Here is a 17,716-nt window from a genome sequence, read left to right as displayed (position 1 = left end):
TTTTAATTAAATGTTGTGATTCGGGTAGGCAATCGTAACTTCGCTCCCTATAATCACCGCCATTTTACGGCAGGTATAACATTAAATTAACCGGCCCTACCTATAAAAGTCTGACAGAGGTTTTTTCATGACTATCGAACGCACTTTCTCCATCATCAAGCCAAACTCCGTAGCGAACAACGACATCGGTGCTATCTATGCCCGTTTCGAACGTGCTGGCTTCACCATCATCGCGTCTAAAATGCTGAAACTGACGAAAGAACAAGCGGAAGGTTTCTACGCAGAACACAAAGGCCGTCCGTTCTTCGACGGTCTGGTTGAATTCATGACCTCCGGCCCGATCATGGTTCAGGTTCTGGAAGGCGAAAATGCCGTTCAGCGTAACCGTGACATCATGGGTGCAACTAACCCGGAAAACGCGCTGGCCGGTACCCTGCGTGCAGACTTCGCTGACAGCTTCACCGCTAACGCTGTGCACGGTTCTGATGCTGTAGAATCTGCACAACGCGAAATCGCTTACTTCTTCACCGAAAGCGAAATCTGCCCGCGTTAAGATTTTTGAGTCACCGTTGCCGGAAGATGTGCCGCAAATTCACAAGAATTTTGCCACTGCGACTTTCCAAACATGGCAACCGTGCCCTAAAATTTGTACAATGTTGCGCCCCGAATGAGCCAGCCTCTTCGGGGCGCAATTTTATTTGCAGGCCAGCCGTTTTCTGTCAGGTCAGGCTCTGCACTTCCAATACGCCATAACGTGTAACAACGAGGCCATTTTCATCATGTTAGAATCCAACACCGCCGAGCCAACTTTGTCTGAAAATAACGCTGTTTCCGCAGAAGCCGTGAATACTGTCGTGCCTGCTGCTGCAAAAATTAACCTTCTTGACCTCAACCGCAAGCAAATGCGTGAGTTCTTCATCAACATGGGCGAAAAACCGTTCCGTGCAGATCAGGTCATGAAGTGGATGTATCACTACTGCAGCGATGATTTCGAGCAAATGACCGATATCAATAAGGCCTTGCGTGAAAAGCTGGCCCGCGTTGCAGAAATTCGTGCACCGGAAGTCGCGTCAGAACAACGTTCAACGGATGGCACCATCAAATGGGCAATTCAGGTGGGCGGACAGCTGGTCGAAACCGTCTATATCCCGGACGGTGACCGCGCGACCCTTTGCGTGTCCTCTCAGGTCGGCTGCGCACTGGAATGTACTTTCTGTTCCACGGCGCAACAAGGCTTTAACCGTAACCTGCGCGTGTCCGAAATTATCGGCCAGGTATGGCGTGCGGCAAAAATTATCGGTGCGGCGAAAGTGGCCGGTACACGTCCCATCACCAACGTGGTGATGATGGGGATGGGCGAACCTTTGCTGAACCTTAATAACGTGGTTCCGGCGATGGAAATCATGCTCGACGATTTCGGTTTCGGCCTGTCGAAACGTCGTGTCACCCTTTCCACCTCGGGCGTGGTCCCTGCGCTGGATAAACTGGGCGATATGATTGATGTCGCGCTGGCGATTTCTCTGCACGCACCTAACGACACCATTCGTAACGAAATTGTGCCGATCAACCGCAAGTACAATATCGATACTTTCCTGGCCGCCGTTGAGCGTTACATTGGCAAATCCAATGCCAATCAGGGCCGCGTCACCATCGAATACGTTATGCTGGATCACATCAATGATGGCACCGAGCATGCGCATGAACTGGCTGAACGTCTGAAGAATACGCCATGCAAAATCAACCTGATCCCGTGGAACCCGTTCCCGGGCGCACCGTATGGCCGCAGCTCGAACAGCCGTATCGATCGCTTCTCTAAGGTATTGATGGATTATGGTTTTACTGTGATCGTGCGTAAAACCCGCGGCGATGATATTGATGCCGCGTGCGGGCAGCTGGCCGGTGATGTTATTGACCGAACCAAACGTACGTTGAAGAAAAAAATGGCAGGCGAGCAGCAGATTTCTGTTAAAACCGTCTGATCCCAAGAAATATGCAGGGCTTTGCCGTGCCGTTCTGGTTAAGCCCACTGTTTTATTGTCGCTGGCAGGGTAAAGGGAATTAAGCATGGCAATGAAGGGCAGTGTGAGAATGTTGATGGTCACAGGTGTGGCTTTGGCGTTACTGGCTGGCTGTTCCGGTTCACCTAAAGAAATACCACCGGCCAGTGGCGCAGCACAAACGCGTCTGGAGCTGGGCATGGCGTATCTGAAACAGGGGAACATGGAGGCGGCCAGACAGAATCTGCAAAAAGCCGTTGACGGTGCGCCGCAGGATTATCGGACACAGCTTGGTATGGCCCTTTACGAGCAAAAAAACGGCAATCAGAAAGCCGCACAAACCCGCTACCAGCAAGCGTTGCAGCTTGCGCCGCAAAATGGGACGGTCTTAAATAATTACGGTGCGTTTTTGTGTAGTTTAGGGCAGTATGTACCCGCACAACAGCAGTTTAGCGCCGCAGCTAATGCGCCTGATTACGGTCAGGTTGCTGACAGTCTGGAAAATGCAGGCTACTGTTTTCTGAAGGCCAATCAGAATGAGGAAGCGCGAGTGTTACTAAGCCGGGCATTGAAAGTGGATCCCGATAAAGGCGCACCCTTGCTGACTGAGGCAACCAAAGAATTTGGAGAAGGGAATCGCGCTCAGGCGAAATTATTACTGGATGTATACCAACATGTTCTGCCAGCCACTGCCGACAGCCTCATGTTACAAATTCGATTCGCTGCGTTAGCGGGCAATCCGGATAGCGTTCAACGCTACGGTAAGCAACTTGCGCGTAGTTATCCACAATCTAAACAGTACCAGCAGTTCTTAGCCAATGAATACTGAAGCCCCTCAAGAAAATAATGCAAAACTGACCACAGGCGAACGTCTGCGTCAGGCTCGTGAACAGTTAGGTCTCAGCCATCAGGCCGTTGCAGAACGCCTGTGTCTGAAAGTCTCTACTATTCGCCAAATCGAAGAAGAAACGACGCCGGCCGATCTTGCGCCGACTTTCCTGCGTGGTTATCTGCGTTCTTATGCAAAACTGGTTCATGTCCCTGAAGAAGAATTATCAGGTCTGATCGGTAAACAAGCCCCAATTAAAGTGCCTAAAGTGGCTTCAATGCAGGGGTTCTCTCTCGGCAAGTCTCGCAAAAAACGTGATGGCTGGCTGATGGGCTTTACCTGGCTGGTGGTGTTTGTGGTGATTGGCCTGACCGGTGCGTGGTGGTGGCAAAATCATCAGGCACAACAGCAGGAAATCGCCACAATGGCCGATCAGTCATCGGCACAGCTCAGTCAGGATAATGGTCAGGGGCAAGCGATCCCTCTGGGCGACAATGCGAATTCTGCACCCACAACAGAAGATACCCCTGCTGATCCGGCGCCTGCCGCAAACGCAACACAACCGCAGAATTCTATTCCGCTGAATACCGCGCCGGGCGCAGCCGCCAGCAATACACCTGCTGTATCAGGCACGTCAGCCGCTCAGGCACCTGCTGCTGTCTCTACCAGCCAGCCCGCTACGCCTGAAAATGGTCTGCCAACCGGTGATGCACAAACTGCAGCCGCCGCGGGGGGAGATCCACAAGCTGTGACCTTTACTTTTAAAGCTGACTGCTGGTTCCAGATTGATGACGCGTCAGGGAAAACCCTGTTCAGTGGCATGAAGAAAGGCGGTGAAACCTTCAGCGTGAAGGGCACTGCGCCATACAAACTGAAAATCGGTGCGCCGGGGGCGGTAGATATCCAATTCCAGGGCAAGCCGGTTGATTTAAGTCGTTTTGTAAAATCAAGCCGTGTTGCACGCCTGACCTTAGCTGCCGAGTAATCGGCAGTTTGTCAGACGATGGCAACGATGGAGAGTGAAGCAATGCATAATCAAGCACCCATTACCCGTCGCAAATCAACCCGGATTTATGTCGGCAAGGTGCCTGTAGGTGACGGAGCACCGATTGCAGTGCAATCGATGACCAACACCCGCACCACAGATGTCGCGGCGACGGTCGCACAAATCAAATCACTGGAACGCGTCGGTGTCGATATTGTTCGCGTTTCTGTGCCCACTATGGATGCGGCAGAAGCATTCAAACTTATCAAACAGCAGGTTAATGTCCCGCTGGTCGCTGATATTCATTTCGATTACCGCATCGCCCTGCAGGTTGCAGAATACGGCGTTGATTGCCTGCGTATTAACCCAGGTAATATCGGTAACGAATCCCGCATCCGTTCCGTGGTCGATTGCGCCCGCGACAAAAATATCCCTATCCGCATCGGTGTGAACGGTGGTTCCCTGGAAAAAGATATCCAGGAGAAGTACGGCGAACCGACGCCGCAGGCGTTGCTGGAATCGGCGATGCGCCACGTGGATATTCTTGACCGTCTTAATTTTGACCAGTTTAAAGTCAGCGTAAAAGCCTCTGACGTTTTTCTGGCTGTTGAGTCTTATCGCCTGCTGGCTAAACAGATTGTTCAGCCTCTGCATCTTGGAATTACCGAAGCCGGTGGTCTGCGTGCAGGTTCTGTTAAATCGGCCATTGGCCTGGGCTTGCTGCTCTCAGAAGGTATCGGTGACACGCTGCGTATTTCGCTGGCGGCCGATCCGGTTGAAGAGGTCAAAGTCGGATTCGATATTCTCAAATCCCTGCGTATCCGTTCCCGTGGTATCAACTTTATTGCCTGCCCGACCTGTTCGCGTCAGGAGTTTGATGTCATCGGTACTGTGAATGCATTAGAACAACGTCTGGAAGATATCATCACGCCAATGGATGTTTCGATCATCGGCTGTGTGGTTAACGGTCCGGGCGAAGCGCTGGTTTCCACCCTGGGCGTGACCGGCGGTCATAACAAAAGCGGTTTCTATGAAGACGGTGTTCGTCAGAGAGAACGCTTTGATAACAACGATATGATCGACCAGTTAGAAGCTAAAATTCGCGCCAAAGCGGCGTTGATGGATGAGAGTAAACGTATCGTTATCAATCATCTTGAAAAGTAACATCGGTTGCGGGTGTCAGCGTACATCTGCATTATATTGAACCCGACTGGGGCAATGGCGTTGTGCGTTGAACCACAGGCCACAAAGCCCCTATAATCGGGTTCATTTTTTATAAAACGATAGAGAACTGACGTGGCAAAGAATATCCAGGCCATTCGCGGCATGAACGACTACCTGCCAGAAGACACAGCACTGTGGCAACGTATTGAAGGATCGCTGAAACAAGTGCTCGGCAGTTACGGCTATAGCGAAATTCGTATGCCGATTGTAGAGCAGACCCCATTGTTTAAACGCGCTATCGGTGAAGTCACTGATGTCGTGGAAAAAGAAATGTATACCTTTGACGACCGCAACGGCGAAAGCCTGACGCTGCGTCCGGAAGGTACGGCAGGCTGCGTGCGCGCCGGTATTGAACATGGTCTGCTGTACAATCAGGAACAACGTCTGTGGTACATCGGCCCGATGTTCCGTTACGAACGCCCGCAAAAAGGCCGCTATCGCCAGTTCAATCAGTTGGGTGTGGAGGTCTTTGGCCTGCAAGGACCTGACATTGATGCCGAATTAATTCTGCTGACCGCCCGCTGGTGGCGCGCACTGGGGATTTCTGAGCACGTTACGCTGGAACTGAACTCTATTGGCTCGCTGGAGGCACGCGCGAACTATCGTGACGCGCTGGTCGCTTTCCTTGAGCAGCACAAAGACACGCTGGATGAAGACTGTAAACGTCGTATGTACAGCAATCCGCTGCGTGTACTTGACTCCAAAAATCCGGATATTCAGACATTATTAAATGATGCGCCTGAACTGGGTGATTATCTTGATGAAGAATCAAGAGAACACTTTGCAGGTCTGTGTGAACTTTTAGAGCAGTCTGGTATCCCATATACGATTAATCAGCGACTTGTGCGCGGTCTGGATTATTACAACCGCACCGTGTTCGAGTGGGTAACCAACAGCTTAGGCTCTCAAGGTACGGTATGTGCCGGTGGCCGGTACGACGGTCTGGTTGAACAACTCGGTGGTCGTGCAACACCGGGTGTCGGTTTCGCCATGGGGCTGGAACGTCTGGTTTTACTGGTTCAGGCCGTAAACCCGGACTTCAAAGCGCCGGCGATCGTTGATGCCTACGTGATCTCATCCGGTACCGGCACGCAAAGCGCAGCGATGCAACTGGCTGAAACACTGCGTGATGCGCTGCCTGAGCTGAAAGTCATGACTAACTACGGTGGCGGCAACTTTAAGAAACAGTTTGCCCGTGCTGATAAATGGGGTGCGCGTGTGGCCCTGGTATTAGGCGAAACTGAAGTCGCTAACCAGCAGATCGTCGTTAAAGATCTGCAGAGTGGAACGCAAGAAACGCTGGCGCAAAGCGAAATCGTCGCGCGCCTGGCTTCGATGTTGGGTTAAGGAGAAGGACACTGTGGAAGTCTATACCACTGAGAATGAACAGGTTGATGCTGTACGTCGCTTCTTTGCGGAAAACGGTAAAGCGCTGGCCATTGGCGTTGTTCTGGGTATTGCAGCCCTTGGCGGCTGGCGTTTCTGGCAGAGCCATCAGGACTCAGCCCTGACGGAAGCCTCTGCGTCTTTCCAGCAAGCGAATCAGTTGCTGACCAGCAATAACGCGAAAGGCGTAGCTGATCTCGAAAAATTTGCGCAGAGCAATGACAATAATTACGGCGTATTTGCCGCCCTGCAACTGGCTGATCATTTTGTCGAAACCCGTGATTTCGCCAATGCTGAAAAGCAATTAGCGCAGGCGCAAGGTCAGGCCAAAGAAGATAATTTACGTTCGCTGGTGAACTTACGTCTGGCGCGTGTCCAGATGCAGCAAGGCAAATTTGATGATGCACTCAAAACGTTAGACGGCGTGAAGGGTGAAGGCTGGACGGCTATGCAGCAAGGCATCCGTGGTGATGTTCTGCTTGCCAAAGGTGATGCAAAAGGTGCGCGCGAAGCCTACAGCAAAGGAATTGATTCTAAACCCTCTCAAACGCTGCAAACCATGCTGCGTATGAAATTGAACAACTTAGCCAGCTAAGGGGAACCCCGATGCAATTGCGTAAAACACTCTTGGTAGGATGGGTTTCTGTTGCCCTGCTAAGTGGCTGTTCATTGTTTAACAGCGAAGAAGACGTGGTCAAAATGTCTCCGCTGCCAAAAGTTGAGAACCAATTTACTCCGACGCAAGTGTGGAGCAAATCCGTAGGCGATGGCATTGGCGAATTCTATTCCAATCTGCGTCCGGCCTGGCAGGACAGCACTATTTTTGCCGCTGATCGTTTTGGTCTGGTTAAAGCACTTGACGCTGACAGTGGTAAAGAAAAATGGAGCGTGAATCTGTCTGAAAAGACCGGCTTCCTCTCCCGCAATATTTCAGCACAGCTTTCAGGCGGCCTGACAGTTTCAGGTGATCACGTTTACGTGGGCAGTGAAAAAGCGATCGTTTATGCATTGAACACAACTGATGGTAAAATCGCCTGGCAGACCAAAGTGGCGGGTGAAGCATTGTCCCGTCCTGTTGTCAGTGATGGTCTGGTTCTGGTTCACACCGGCAACGGTATGTTGCAGGGGCTGAACGAATCCGACGGTACCATTCAATGGACCGCTAACCTCGATATGCCAACACTTTCTCTGCGTGGCGAATCAGCGCCTGCGGTGGCCTTTGGTGCGGCAATCGTCGGTGGTGATAATGGTCGCGTCAGTGCCGTGCTGATGAAAGAAGGTCAGCTGATCTGGCAACAACGTATTTCTCAGACCACCGGTACGACTGAAATCGACCGTCTGAGCGATGTGGACACCACGCCGGTTATTGTTGATGGCGTGATTTATACGCTGGCATACAATGGCAATCTGGTGGCGATGGATCTGCGTTCTGGTCAGATTATGTGGAAGCGTGATGTCGGTTCTGTGAATGACATCATCGTCGACGCAGGCCATATTTATATGGTTGATCAGGATGACCGCGTGATGGCGCTTGATACTCAGGGTGGTGTCAGCGTATGGCGTCAAAGTGAATTGCTGCACCGTAACCTGACGGCACCTGTGCTGTATAATGGTTATATTGTGGTCGGCGATTCCGAGGGCTATCTGCACTGGATCAACACCACTGATGGCCGCTTTGTTGCTCAGCAGAAAGTCGACAGTGACGGCTTCCTGAGCGCGCCGATTGTGGCAAGCGACAAGCTGGTTGTACAAGCGAAAGGTGGCGAAGTTTACTCCTTCACCCGCTAATACCGCGACCGGCATCGGGCTCTGAGATCGGATGATCCCGGGCTTTAAAACGGCTCCTGAATGGCTCAGGGGCCGTTTCGTATTATAAAATATGCGTAATCACGGCTGATGAATCAGGCCGTAACAGTTTGAATTATAGTGGTTTGCATTGAGATTTCGCAGGCCAGCTATTTGCGTTTAGCACCATATATACTATGCATCATAAAAACATTGAGGCTTCAAAATGATACCTGTCGTTGCGCTTGTTGGGCGCCCGAATGTGGGTAAATCCACTTTATTTAACCGTTTAACCAAGACGCGTGATGCGCTGGTTGCGGATTTCCCGGGGCTTACGCGTGACCGCAAGTATGGTCGTGCCGAAATTGAGGGTAATGAATTCATCATCGTAGATACCGGCGGTATTGACGGTACGGAAGACGGCGTTGAAACCCGCATGGCAGGGCAGTCTCTGCTGGCTATCGAAGAAGCGGATATCGTGCTGTTTATGGTCGATGCCCGTGCAGGCCTGATGCCTGCCGATCAGGGCATTGCCCAACATCTTCGCAGCCGTGAAAAAGCGACCTTCCTGGTCGCGAACAAAACCGACGGCCTGGATCCGGACAGCGCAACCGGTGATTTTTATTCACTCGGTTTAGGCGAGGTGTATGCTATCGCGGCTTCACATGGCCGTGGCGTCACCCAGCTGATTGAACATGTGCTGATCCCGTTCGTGGGTGAAAAGCCGGAAGAAGTGGAACTGACCGAAGAAGAGGCCAACGCGGCGTACTGGGCCGAACAGGAAGCCACCGGTGATGAAATCCCTGAGGACGAAGAAGATGATTTCGAGCCGCAGTCTCTGCCCATCAAACTGGCGATTGTCGGGCGTCCCAACGTAGGTAAATCCACACTGACTAACCGTATTCTGGGTGAAGAACGCGTGGTGGTTTATGACATGCCAGGCACCACCCGCGACAGTATTTACATCCCGATGAACCGCGACGACCGTGAATATGTTCTGATCGACACTGCCGGTGTACGTAAGCGCGGGAAAGTCACTGAAACTGTAGAGAAATTTTCAGTAATCAAAACCCTGCAGGCGATTGAAGATGCCAATGTGGTGATGTTGGTTATTGATGCCCGCGAAGGCATTTCTGATCAGGATCTCTCGCTGTTAGGCTTTATCCTCAATAGCGGGCGCTCACTGGTTATTGTGGTCAACAAGTGGGATGGCATGAGCGAAGAAGCGCGTGCTCAGGTTAAAGATCAGCTGGATCTGCGCCTTGGCTTCGTTGATTTCGCCCGCATTCACTTTATCTCTGCCCTGCACGGCAGCGGCGTCGGTAACCTTTTCGAGTCTGTGAATGAGGCGTACACCTGCGCGACCACGCGTGTGAGCACTTCCTTACTGACCCGTATCATGCAAATGGCGGCTGACGATCATCAGCCACCGCTGGTGAATGGTCGCCGCGTGAAGCTCAAATATGCTCATGCCGGGGGGTATAACCCGCCAATCGTGGTGATCCACGGTAATCAGGTGAAAGACCTGGCCGATTCCTATAAACGCTATCTGATGAACTATTTCCGTCGTTCACTGAAAGTGATGGGTACGCCAATCCGTATTCAGTTCAAAGAGGGTGAGAACCCGTTTGAAGGCAAGCGTAATACGCTGACACCAAATCAGCTGCGCAAACGTAAGCGCCTGATGTCACACCTGAAAAAAAGTAAATAATCTGCAGGCGGGGCGCATAGAATGTGCCCCTTTTTTTTCGTCTTCGTTTCCCTGCAAGGAGCTGGCTGGATGTTCTGGCAGACCTGGAGTTTTGCATTTGGTGTTACGGTCCCAAACCTACTGATCTTGTTGCTGGGCATGGTGCTGCGCCGCACCGGCCTGATGGACGACAGCTTCAACGAGAAAGCCAGCCGGCTGGTGTTTAATATCGCCTTACCCTGCCTGCTGTTTTTCAGCGTAGCACAAGGGCATGATTCCTCAGGCTCAAACCTGCCGCTCGCCCTTTACGGGGGAATCGGTACCGTAGTTTCTTATCTGTTGCTGGAACTGGTGGCGATAAAACTGGTGAAAGACCCGCGTGAGCGCGGCATTTTTGTGCAGGGAGGCTTCCGGGCAAATACTGGTATCGCGGGGCTGGCTTATGCATCACTGGCCTTTGGCAGTGAAGGGATTGCGCTGGGCTCGATGTATCTGGCTGTGACGGTTATTTTGTTCAACGTCCTGTCGGTGATTACATTAACCCGCAGCCTGAAAGGCGGGCAGGGGAAAAGCATCGGGATGAAGCCTATCTTGCGCGGCATTATCACCAATCCGCTGATTATTGGTCTGGTCCTCGGGCTGGCGTTTAAGCACAGCCATTTACCTATGCCGGCGACCATTGCCAGCACCGGTGACTTTATTTCAGGTATGGCGCTGCCGCTGGCCATGTTATGCGCCGGTGCCAGCCTTGACTGGCAGGCGATGTTCCGCAGTTCTAACGTGGCAGCCTGGTCTTCTGCGTCACGTGTCATATTTGTGCCCGCGCTGATGACCCTCGGGGCAGGGTTGTTTGGCTTTCGCGGCGCGGCGCTCGGCGTTATATTTCTTTTTTCCTGTACACCGACCGCAGCGGGCAGCTACGTGATGACCCGCGCGATGGGCGGCAATGCGACACTGGCAGCTAATATTATTGCTGTCACCACGCTCGGATCATTTTTCACTACCGCACTGGGTCTGTATTTACTGCGGACGCTGGGTGTTATTTAGAAGGGAAAGACGATGGATGCACTTTGTCCGGTTTGCGGCCAGCCGATGAGCTGGGTAAGCGGTCACTTTCATTGTGACGCTGACCATGGCGACTTTACGCAAATCGCATTATGCCCGGATTGCCAGCAGCCGTTGCAGGCGCTTAAAGCCTGCGGAGCGGTAGATTACTTCTGCCAAAACGGGCACGGGATGATTTCTAAAAAACGGATACAGTTTACGTATTCGCCTTATTCGGAAGAGTGATCGTCAGGGGGAGCCTCTTTCCATAGGTTCACCAGTTCCTCGGGCGCTTCGGTTTCAGGAATAATGACAACCAGACTGGCTGAATGCTCTGCCGATGCATAATAAATCTCCAGCCGGAAATAACGCTGGTCTCCATGACCGGCGTTTTCTTTTTCCTGAGCATGGGGCAGTGCCTGATTGATGAGCTGGCAGATTTCCCGCCGCTTATCATCGCTCATGCCTGAAAGTTCAACCCGTCGCGGCCCGCTGAGTTTGGGGATAAACGCGATACCGCCTTCGCGGTAAATTTCAATCACCGCATTACTTTCCAGCGAATCTAAAGGTTTCATTTACATCACTCCGACCTGCTCCCAGGCTTCACGAACCGCTTGTGCAACGGAGGCGTCAAATCGTTTTTCCGCATGCTGAATAGTCAGTTGGGCGAAGGTGGCAAAGTCTGCATTTTTGGGCAGGGATTTATCACAGACCGTGTCATACCAGACGTAACCTGCACGTTCCCATGCATTCCCGCCCAGTTTAGTCGCCGCCAGATAAAATGCCCGGTTAGGTATGCCTGAGTTAATATGCACACCGCCGTTATCGTCGCGGGTATTCACATAACCGCTCATGTCCGCCGGTTGCGGATCTTTACCCAGCAGCGGATCATCGTAAGCAGTGCCGGGATGAGACATTGAGCGCAGGCCGGTCCCCTGAATGCCTTTTGCCAGCAATCCTTCACCAATAATCCAGTCGGCTTTATCAGCGGTTTGTTTCAGGTGGAATTGTTTCACCAGCGAGCCAAACACATCCGAGAGTGATTCATTCAGCGCGCCCGACTGGCCGTTATATTCCAGACCGGCTTCCGTTTCGGTAACACCATGGGAAAGCTCATGCCCGACAACGTCGATAGCAATCGTAAAGCGGTTAAAGATTTCGCCATCACCGTCACCAAATACCATCTGCTGTCCGTTCCAGAAAGCGTTTTGATAGCCTTTGTCATAATGCACGGTGCCGAGCAGTGCCAGACCTTTATTGTCGAGGGAATTACGCTGATACGCCTGCCAGAAGAAATCATACGTCACGCCCAGATAATCATAGGCTTCATCCACCGCCACATCGCCGTTACTGGCCTGGCCTTCCTTGCGCACAGATTCGCCCGGCAGCCGGGTGGTATTTTTGGCGTCATAAATATCGCGTTCTACCTGACCCGCTTTGGCTGTCACGATCTTCTGCGGTTTGGCGTAAGTCTGTGCCATTAACGTATTCACATGTACCAGGGTTTGTTTGGCACATCTGCGCTGGGGTTCTGAACCGTGTTCGATAATACGGTTAAGTATGTAAGGCGGGATAACGCTGTGGTAACGCTTTGCTGAACTGTGATTCATCGTGAATCTCCTTATCAAGAGTCACCCGAAGGTGAAAACAAGGTGTTCTGACTGCCTGATACTGAAAGCTGGTTAATGAATAGCCGTCACCGTCAGTATAGGACTGCTGAGCGCCAGGTCCGTTAAAGATGAGATTTATCTGTCCGGCTGCGGGTCATACAACGTATGCGGATGACAGGTCACGGCGCGTCCGCTGGCTTTTCTGACAGATTCACGCACCACCAGTTTTCCCTGCAACAGCTGCGTGGTATAAGGCGCATCGGGGCGCATCATGCGCCTTTGTAATAAGGAGATCGCTTCGGCACCGAGTTCATCGCGCGGCACATGCACCGCGGTCAACGGCACGTCATGAATTTCTGCCAGATTGAACCCGTCAGTACTGATAACGCTGATATCACCCGGCACGGAAAAACCGCGCTTTGCCAGCGCAGCAACCACACCGGATGCCATAAAATCCCCGCCGGCCAGGATGGCTGTCGGCAGCGGCTGGCCGGGCGGCAAGGCATCCAGAAATTCCAGCAGCGCCTGTTCGCTTTCCTGCGCCCCAAAACCTGACGTATTGAGCAAATGGTGGCGGTCACTGAAAACCTGATGATGGCGCGTGAATGCCTGTTTAATACCGGTGAGCCGCAGTTCCATGGTATGACGACGCAGGCATTGCACGGTCACGATATGAGTGTGGCCCTGAGAAAAAAGGTAGTCGCAGGCAAAATCGCCCATCGTCAGATGATCAGGACTGACGCTGTCATGGCGCATATGCCGGTCATGGCAGTTGATCAGTACACATGGTTTGCCCATGTCGGCCGCAAGCTGATGAATATGCGAATCGTCGATGCCGACCAGCAAGACGGCTTCGGTCTGCGGATCGGTCATTTTGGCAATGAACAGCGCGGCGTCGGCGTTTTCTTCTTCTATCGCGCAGTAGCGGACACGTACTTCGTGACGGGCGGTGGCAGCCAGAATGCCCTGGATCACCTTGTAGTAAAAAATATCGCTGCGCACATCAAAGGCCCGGGCCGGGGCGAAAATTAAAATATTGTTCAGCATCAGCCTGCCGGTCGAAAGGCCGTCGAAAACGCCCTGCGCCCTGGCACATTCCAGTACGCTGTCGCGCGCCTTGCTGCTGGTATTATTTTTTCCGGCTAAAACCCGTGAAACGGTACTGATCGACAATCCGGTCTGGTCGGCAATTTGCTGGATATTTAACTTTCCTTTCAAACTGTGATCTCCTTCAAAATGGCCCATGCAAAAATTTTCATATCTGAAGCTGTGATTCCCGTGAGCTTTTATCCTCCCTGAATTCCTTATGCAGTTATAGCGTGAAAGCTTTTGCAAAAAATCACGTTTCCCTCACAGAACCGGCTGCCTACTCTGCAGATGTACCTCACATAACACATCATCTGCGGCCAGGCCGACGGGTGGGAGAACCGATATGACAATTCAAATAAACACCGGGACAGCGGCGGTTGCAGGACGCCGAAAAATAAAAGCTTTACGCTGGTGGATGCTGGCGCTGTTCCTGCTCGGCGTGACAGTGAACTACGTCACCCGAAATTCTCTGGGATTACTGGCGGCTGAACTGAAAACCAGCCTGAACATGACCACCGAACAATATTCTTACATCGTCGCGGCATTTCAGGCGGCGTACACCCTTTTTCAGCCATTGTGCGGCTGGCTGATTGATGTGATCGGCCTGAAGCTGGGCTTCCTGATTTGCGCCTCAGTCTGGGCGGTGGTGTGTATGCTGCACGCCGGTGCGGGCAGTTGGATCCAACTGGCGGTTCTGCGCTTCTTTATGGGGAGTGCGGAAGCTGCGGCGACGCCTGCTAATGCCAAAGCCATTTCCGACTGGTTCCCGCGTAAAGAGCGTCCGGTCGCCGCCGGTTGGGCCGGCGTCGGCTTCTCGATTGGTGCCATGCTGGCACCGCCGATTATTCTGGTTGCACATATCTCGTTCGGCTGGCGTGGTGCATTCCTGTTCTGTGGCATCCTGTCGATGTTATGGGTGTTGTTGTGGTGGAAGTTCTACCATTCACCCGAAACGCATCCGAACCTCAGTAAAGATGAACTGGCGCTGATCCGCTCCGATAACGAACCACAGCAGACGCGTCTGCCGTTTATTAAATCACTGAAAATAGTCTGCAAAAACAAGAAATTCTACGGTATTGCTATCCCGGCATTTCTGGCGGAACCGGCTTGGGCGGTGTTCAGTTTCTGGGTACCTCTGTATCTGGCTAATGAACGCGGGATGGATTTAAAACATATCGTGATGTTCGCGTGGCTGCCGTTTCTCGCCGCCGACCTCGGCAGTATTGCCAGCGGATATCTCACTACGCTGTACCGCAAAGTCTTTGGCTGCACCCGCATTAATTCCATCGTCGCCAGCTCCGTCACCGGTGCATTTATGATGCTGTCCCTGGCGCTGGTGGCGGTCACGCAAAGCCCGTACGCCGCCATTGCGCTGATCTCCATCGGCGGCTTCGGCCATCAGGTTATTTCCTGCATGTTGAGCGCAGTGGTGGTAGAAACATTCGATAAAAGCCAGGTGGCAACCGTCAACGGTATGCGCGGTTCTTCGGCGTGGATCGCCAGCTTTCTGTTTTCACTGCTGATCGGCGCGGTTGCCGACAAAATGGGTTTCAATCCGCTGTTTATCGCGATGGGTTTCTTTGATTTGATCGGCGCAGTTTTCCTGATTGCCCTGATCGCTGAACGCCGCAATCCGGCAAAAAGGGAGGGAGTATGAAGACGTTAAAACACTGGGAGCTGGCCGGGCAGGACGATGCAGGTGTGGATCTGCGTGTTGATGGCCAGCATCTGTTTTCTCTGCGGGTGCTGGAACAGGGGCTGATTCGCATATTCATCCGGCGTAACGGCGCGTTGGCGCTGGATCGTACCTGGAGCATCGCACCACAAAATGATGTGCCGTGGGAAGGGCGCAACCGCCTGAGCAACGATGGTTTTTCGTTGCCGGGTTATCAGCTCGTACAGGACGAAGAACGCCTGATATTGACCACTGAGGCGCTGCGCGTCACGGTGCATCAGCCGCTATGGCTGGAGTGGGAGTATAAAAATGAGGCCGGTGTCTGGTTGCCGCTGGTGAAAGATCGTAAAACCGGCGCCTATATGCTTGGGGTGAAAAACGACGCGTCGGCACACTATCAGCTGCGCGAGGCGCAGGATGGCGTGTACGGGCTTGGCGAAAAAGCCGGTGACCTCAACCGCAGCGGCCGTCGTTTTGAAATGCGCAATCTTGATGCCATGGGCTACAACGCCGCCAGCACCGATCCGCTGTATAAGCATATTCCGTTTACCCTGACACGGCGCAATAATGTCAGCTTTGGCGTTTTTTACGACAATCTCAGCAATGTATGGCTTGATCTCGGCAATGAACTGGATAATTACCATCTGCCTTATCGTCGTTTCAGTGCGGAAGCGGGCGATCTGGATTACTACCTGTTTGTCGGCCCGACATCTCTCGACGTGACCAAAAAACTGGTGCGCCTGACCGGTAAAACCACCTTTGGCCCGAAATGGAGTCTCGGTTACAGCGGCTCGACCATGTATTACACCGATGCGCCGGATGCCCAGCAACAGCTGATGAAGTTCATCACGTTGTGCCAGCAGCACGAGATCCCCTGTGACTCCTTCCAGCTTTCATCGGGTTACACCTCGATTGGCAATAAGCGTTACGTCTTTAACTGGAATTACGACAAAGTACCGCAGCCGGAAGTGATGTCGAAAGCGTTTCTCGACGCCGGTATTCGTCTGGCGGCCAATATTAAACCTTGCCTGTTGCAGGATCACCCGCAATACGAACAGGTTGCCGGGCAGGGGTTGTTTATCCGCGACAGCGAAAACGATCAGCCGGAGCGTTCTGTTTTCTGGGATGACGAAGGGTCGCATCTCGACTTCACTCATCCTGGTGCCGTGTGCTGGTGGCAGAAAGGTGTGACGCAGCAGTTACTTGAAAAGGGCATCGGTTCGACCTGGAACGATAATAACGAATATGAAGTCTGGGACAGTGATGCCCGTTGCTACGGTTTCGGCAAGGCTATTGCTATTAAACACATTCGTCCGGTGATGCCGCTGCTCATGATGCGTGCGTCTTTTGAAGCACAGCAGAAATTTGCGCCGGAAACCCGCCCTTACCTGATTTCCCGTTCCGGCTGTTCCGGCATGCAGCGCTATGTGCAGACGTGGAGTGGCGATAACCGCACCAGCTGGCAAACGCTGCGTTACAACACCCGTATGGGGATTGGCATGAGTTTGTCCGGTTTGTATAACGTCGGGCACGATGTGGGCGGATTTTCGGGTGATAAGCCGGATGCGGAACTGTTTGTTCGCTGGGTGCAAAACGGCGTCATGCATCCGCGTTTCACCATTCATTCCTGGAATGATGATCACACCGTAAATGAGCCGTGGATGTATCCGCAGGTGACGCCGCTTATCCGCGATGCCATCCGTCTGCGTTATCGCCTTCTGCCGTATTTCTATACATTGCTGTGGCAGGCTCACGCGGATGACGAGCCGATGCTGCGCCCGACATTCCTCGATCATGAGCATGATAAAAATACCTTCGCAGAAACCGATGATTTCCTGATAGGCCGCGATTTGCTGGTCGCCAGTGTGGTTGATGAAGGACAGCGTGAACGCCAGATTTATCTGCCGGATAACGGCAATGGCTGGCGCGATTTTTATACTGGCGAATGGTTTGCGGGCGGGCAGACAATCACGCTGGATGCGCCGCTGGATCGTTTGCCGCTGCTGGTGCGCGCCGGTGCTGCATTGCCACAATCCCGCCGTCTGGCACATGTGGATGCCAGCAGAGATACGCTGCGTGAATTACATGTGTATCCGGCACCGGGTCAGGCGACCTCGTCAGGCATGCTGTTTGAAGATGACGGCGAAAGCCATCGCTGGGAGCAGAATCATGCGCTGTGGCTGAACTGGGATATCGTCAGTGACAATCAGCGAATCGACATCACGCTGACGCAGCGCGGTGATTTCAAACCGGCGTGGAAAACCCTGGATATCGTGCTGCCGCAAGGCGAAGCGCGTGAAGTGTGGGTCAATGGTGTGAAGACAAATAGCTATAATCTGTAAGCTTTTCAATCTCCTCCCTGCAAAAGGGAGGCGGCAGATGGGTTTTTAGCGTCTCCCCCT

General features: G+C 52.7%; 16 protein-coding genes. 13 read left to right on the top strand and 3 right to left on the bottom strand.

Annotated features, from left to right (window positions below; all coding sequences use genetic code 11):
* The first annotated feature begins 127 nt into the window (after positions 1-127).
* From ndk to ACOZIO_RS08190, 11 genes are all read left to right on the top strand, one after another.
* Positions 128-553 (top strand): nucleoside-diphosphate kinase, encoded by a 426-nt coding sequence (gene ndk / locus ACOZIO_RS08240; protein ID WP_015696252.1) that lies wholly within the window; start codon positions 128-130, stop codon positions 551-553.
* 226 nt (positions 554-779) lie between these two features.
* Positions 780-1,979 carry a bifunctional tRNA (adenosine(37)-C2)-methyltransferase TrmG/ribosomal RNA large subunit methyltransferase RlmN gene (locus ACOZIO_RS08235; protein ID WP_129955123.1) on the top strand — a complete coding sequence of 400 codons (1,200 nt, stop codon included), beginning with the start codon at positions 780-782 and terminating at the stop codon, positions 1,977-1,979.
* Between the two features lie 109 nt (positions 1,980-2,088).
* The gene (gene pilW, locus ACOZIO_RS08230; protein ID WP_205951621.1) at positions 2,089-2,826 is read left to right on the top strand and encodes a type IV pilus biogenesis/stability protein PilW; all 738 of its coding nucleotides are present in this window, start codon (positions 2,089-2,091) and stop codon (positions 2,824-2,826) included.
* Positions 2,816-3,811 carry a cytoskeleton protein RodZ gene (rodZ, locus tag ACOZIO_RS08225; RefSeq protein ID WP_129955125.1) on the top strand — a complete coding sequence of 332 codons (996 nt, stop codon included), beginning with the start codon at positions 2,816-2,818 and terminating at the stop codon, positions 3,809-3,811. Before pilW ends, rodZ begins: the two co-directional genes overlap by 11 nt.
* A 42-nt stretch (positions 3,812-3,853) precedes the next feature.
* Positions 3,854-4,975: a flavodoxin-dependent (E)-4-hydroxy-3-methylbut-2-enyl-diphosphate synthase gene (ispG, locus tag ACOZIO_RS08220; protein ID WP_129955126.1), complete on the top strand. Its 1,122-nt coding sequence runs from the start codon at positions 3,854-3,856 to the stop codon at positions 4,973-4,975.
* A 132-nt stretch (positions 4,976-5,107) separates the two neighbouring features.
* On the top strand, positions 5,108-6,382 hold the full coding sequence (hisS, locus tag ACOZIO_RS08215; RefSeq protein WP_129955127.1) for a histidine--tRNA ligase: 1,275 nt from the start codon (positions 5,108-5,110) through the stop codon (positions 6,380-6,382).
* Between the two features lie 13 nt (positions 6,383-6,395).
* Positions 6,396-7,016, top strand: a complete 621-nt coding sequence (locus ACOZIO_RS08210) for a YfgM family protein (protein ID WP_129955128.1) — start codon at positions 6,396-6,398, stop codon at positions 7,014-7,016.
* Between the two features lie 11 nt (positions 7,017-7,027).
* Positions 7,028-8,209 carry an outer membrane protein assembly factor BamB gene (bamB, locus tag ACOZIO_RS08205; protein ID WP_129955129.1) on the top strand — a complete coding sequence of 394 codons (1,182 nt, stop codon included), beginning with the start codon at positions 7,028-7,030 and terminating at the stop codon, positions 8,207-8,209.
* A gap of 223 nt (positions 8,210-8,432) precedes the next feature.
* Positions 8,433-9,917 (top strand): ribosome biogenesis GTPase Der, encoded by a 1,485-nt coding sequence (gene der / locus ACOZIO_RS08200; protein ID WP_421595171.1) that lies wholly within the window; start codon positions 8,433-8,435, stop codon positions 9,915-9,917.
* 69 nt (positions 9,918-9,986) lie between these two features.
* A complete protein-coding gene (locus ACOZIO_RS08195) occupies positions 9,987-10,943 on the top strand; it encodes an AEC family transporter (RefSeq protein WP_129955131.1) in 957 nt (318 codons plus the stop codon).
* A gap of 12 nt (positions 10,944-10,955) precedes the next feature.
* Positions 10,956-11,186 carry a zinc ribbon domain-containing protein gene (locus ACOZIO_RS08190; RefSeq protein ID WP_129955132.1) on the top strand — a complete coding sequence of 77 codons (231 nt, stop codon included), beginning with the start codon at positions 10,956-10,958 and terminating at the stop codon, positions 11,184-11,186.
* On the opposite strand, the gene ACOZIO_RS08185 is transcribed toward ACOZIO_RS08190, so the two are convergent.
* The 3 genes from ACOZIO_RS08185 to ACOZIO_RS08175 form a co-directional block, all read right to left on the bottom strand.
* Entirely contained in the window at positions 11,171-11,515 is a 345-nt protein-coding gene (locus ACOZIO_RS08185; protein WP_129955133.1) for a protealysin inhibitor emfourin, read from the bottom strand. The two genes, ACOZIO_RS08190 and ACOZIO_RS08185, sit on opposite strands and share 16 nt — an antisense overlap.
* Complete coding sequence (locus tag ACOZIO_RS08180) at positions 11,516-12,550, bottom strand: M4 family metallopeptidase (RefSeq protein ID WP_129991681.1); 1,035 nt, start codon at positions 12,548-12,550, stop codon at positions 11,516-11,518. It lies immediately after the preceding gene.
* Between the two features lie 135 nt (positions 12,551-12,685).
* Positions 12,686-13,768, bottom strand: coding sequence for a LacI family DNA-binding transcriptional regulator (locus ACOZIO_RS08175; RefSeq protein ID WP_129991682.1), 1,083 nt, complete (start codon positions 13,766-13,768; stop codon positions 12,686-12,688).
* A gap of 214 nt (positions 13,769-13,982) precedes the next feature.
* On the opposite strand from ACOZIO_RS08175, the gene ACOZIO_RS08170 reads away from it, so the two are divergent.
* On the top strand, positions 13,983-15,296 hold the full coding sequence (locus tag ACOZIO_RS08170; RefSeq protein WP_129955136.1) for an MFS transporter: 1,314 nt from the start codon (positions 13,983-13,985) through the stop codon (positions 15,294-15,296).
* Positions 15,293-17,656, top strand: a complete 2,364-nt coding sequence (locus ACOZIO_RS08165) for a TIM-barrel domain-containing protein (RefSeq protein ID WP_129991683.1) — start codon at positions 15,293-15,295, stop codon at positions 17,654-17,656. The genes ACOZIO_RS08170 and ACOZIO_RS08165 overlap by 4 nt, the downstream gene beginning before the upstream one ends.
* Positions 17,657-17,716: the final 60 nt, after the last annotated feature.

The organism is Rahnella sp. PD4, from assembly GCF_049199325.1.
Classification (GTDB): domain Bacteria; phylum Pseudomonadota; class Gammaproteobacteria; order Enterobacterales; family Enterobacteriaceae; genus Rahnella; species Rahnella perminowiae.
Note: the sequence above shows the minus strand (reverse complement) of the source record. Positions and strands in the feature narration are given on the sequence as shown.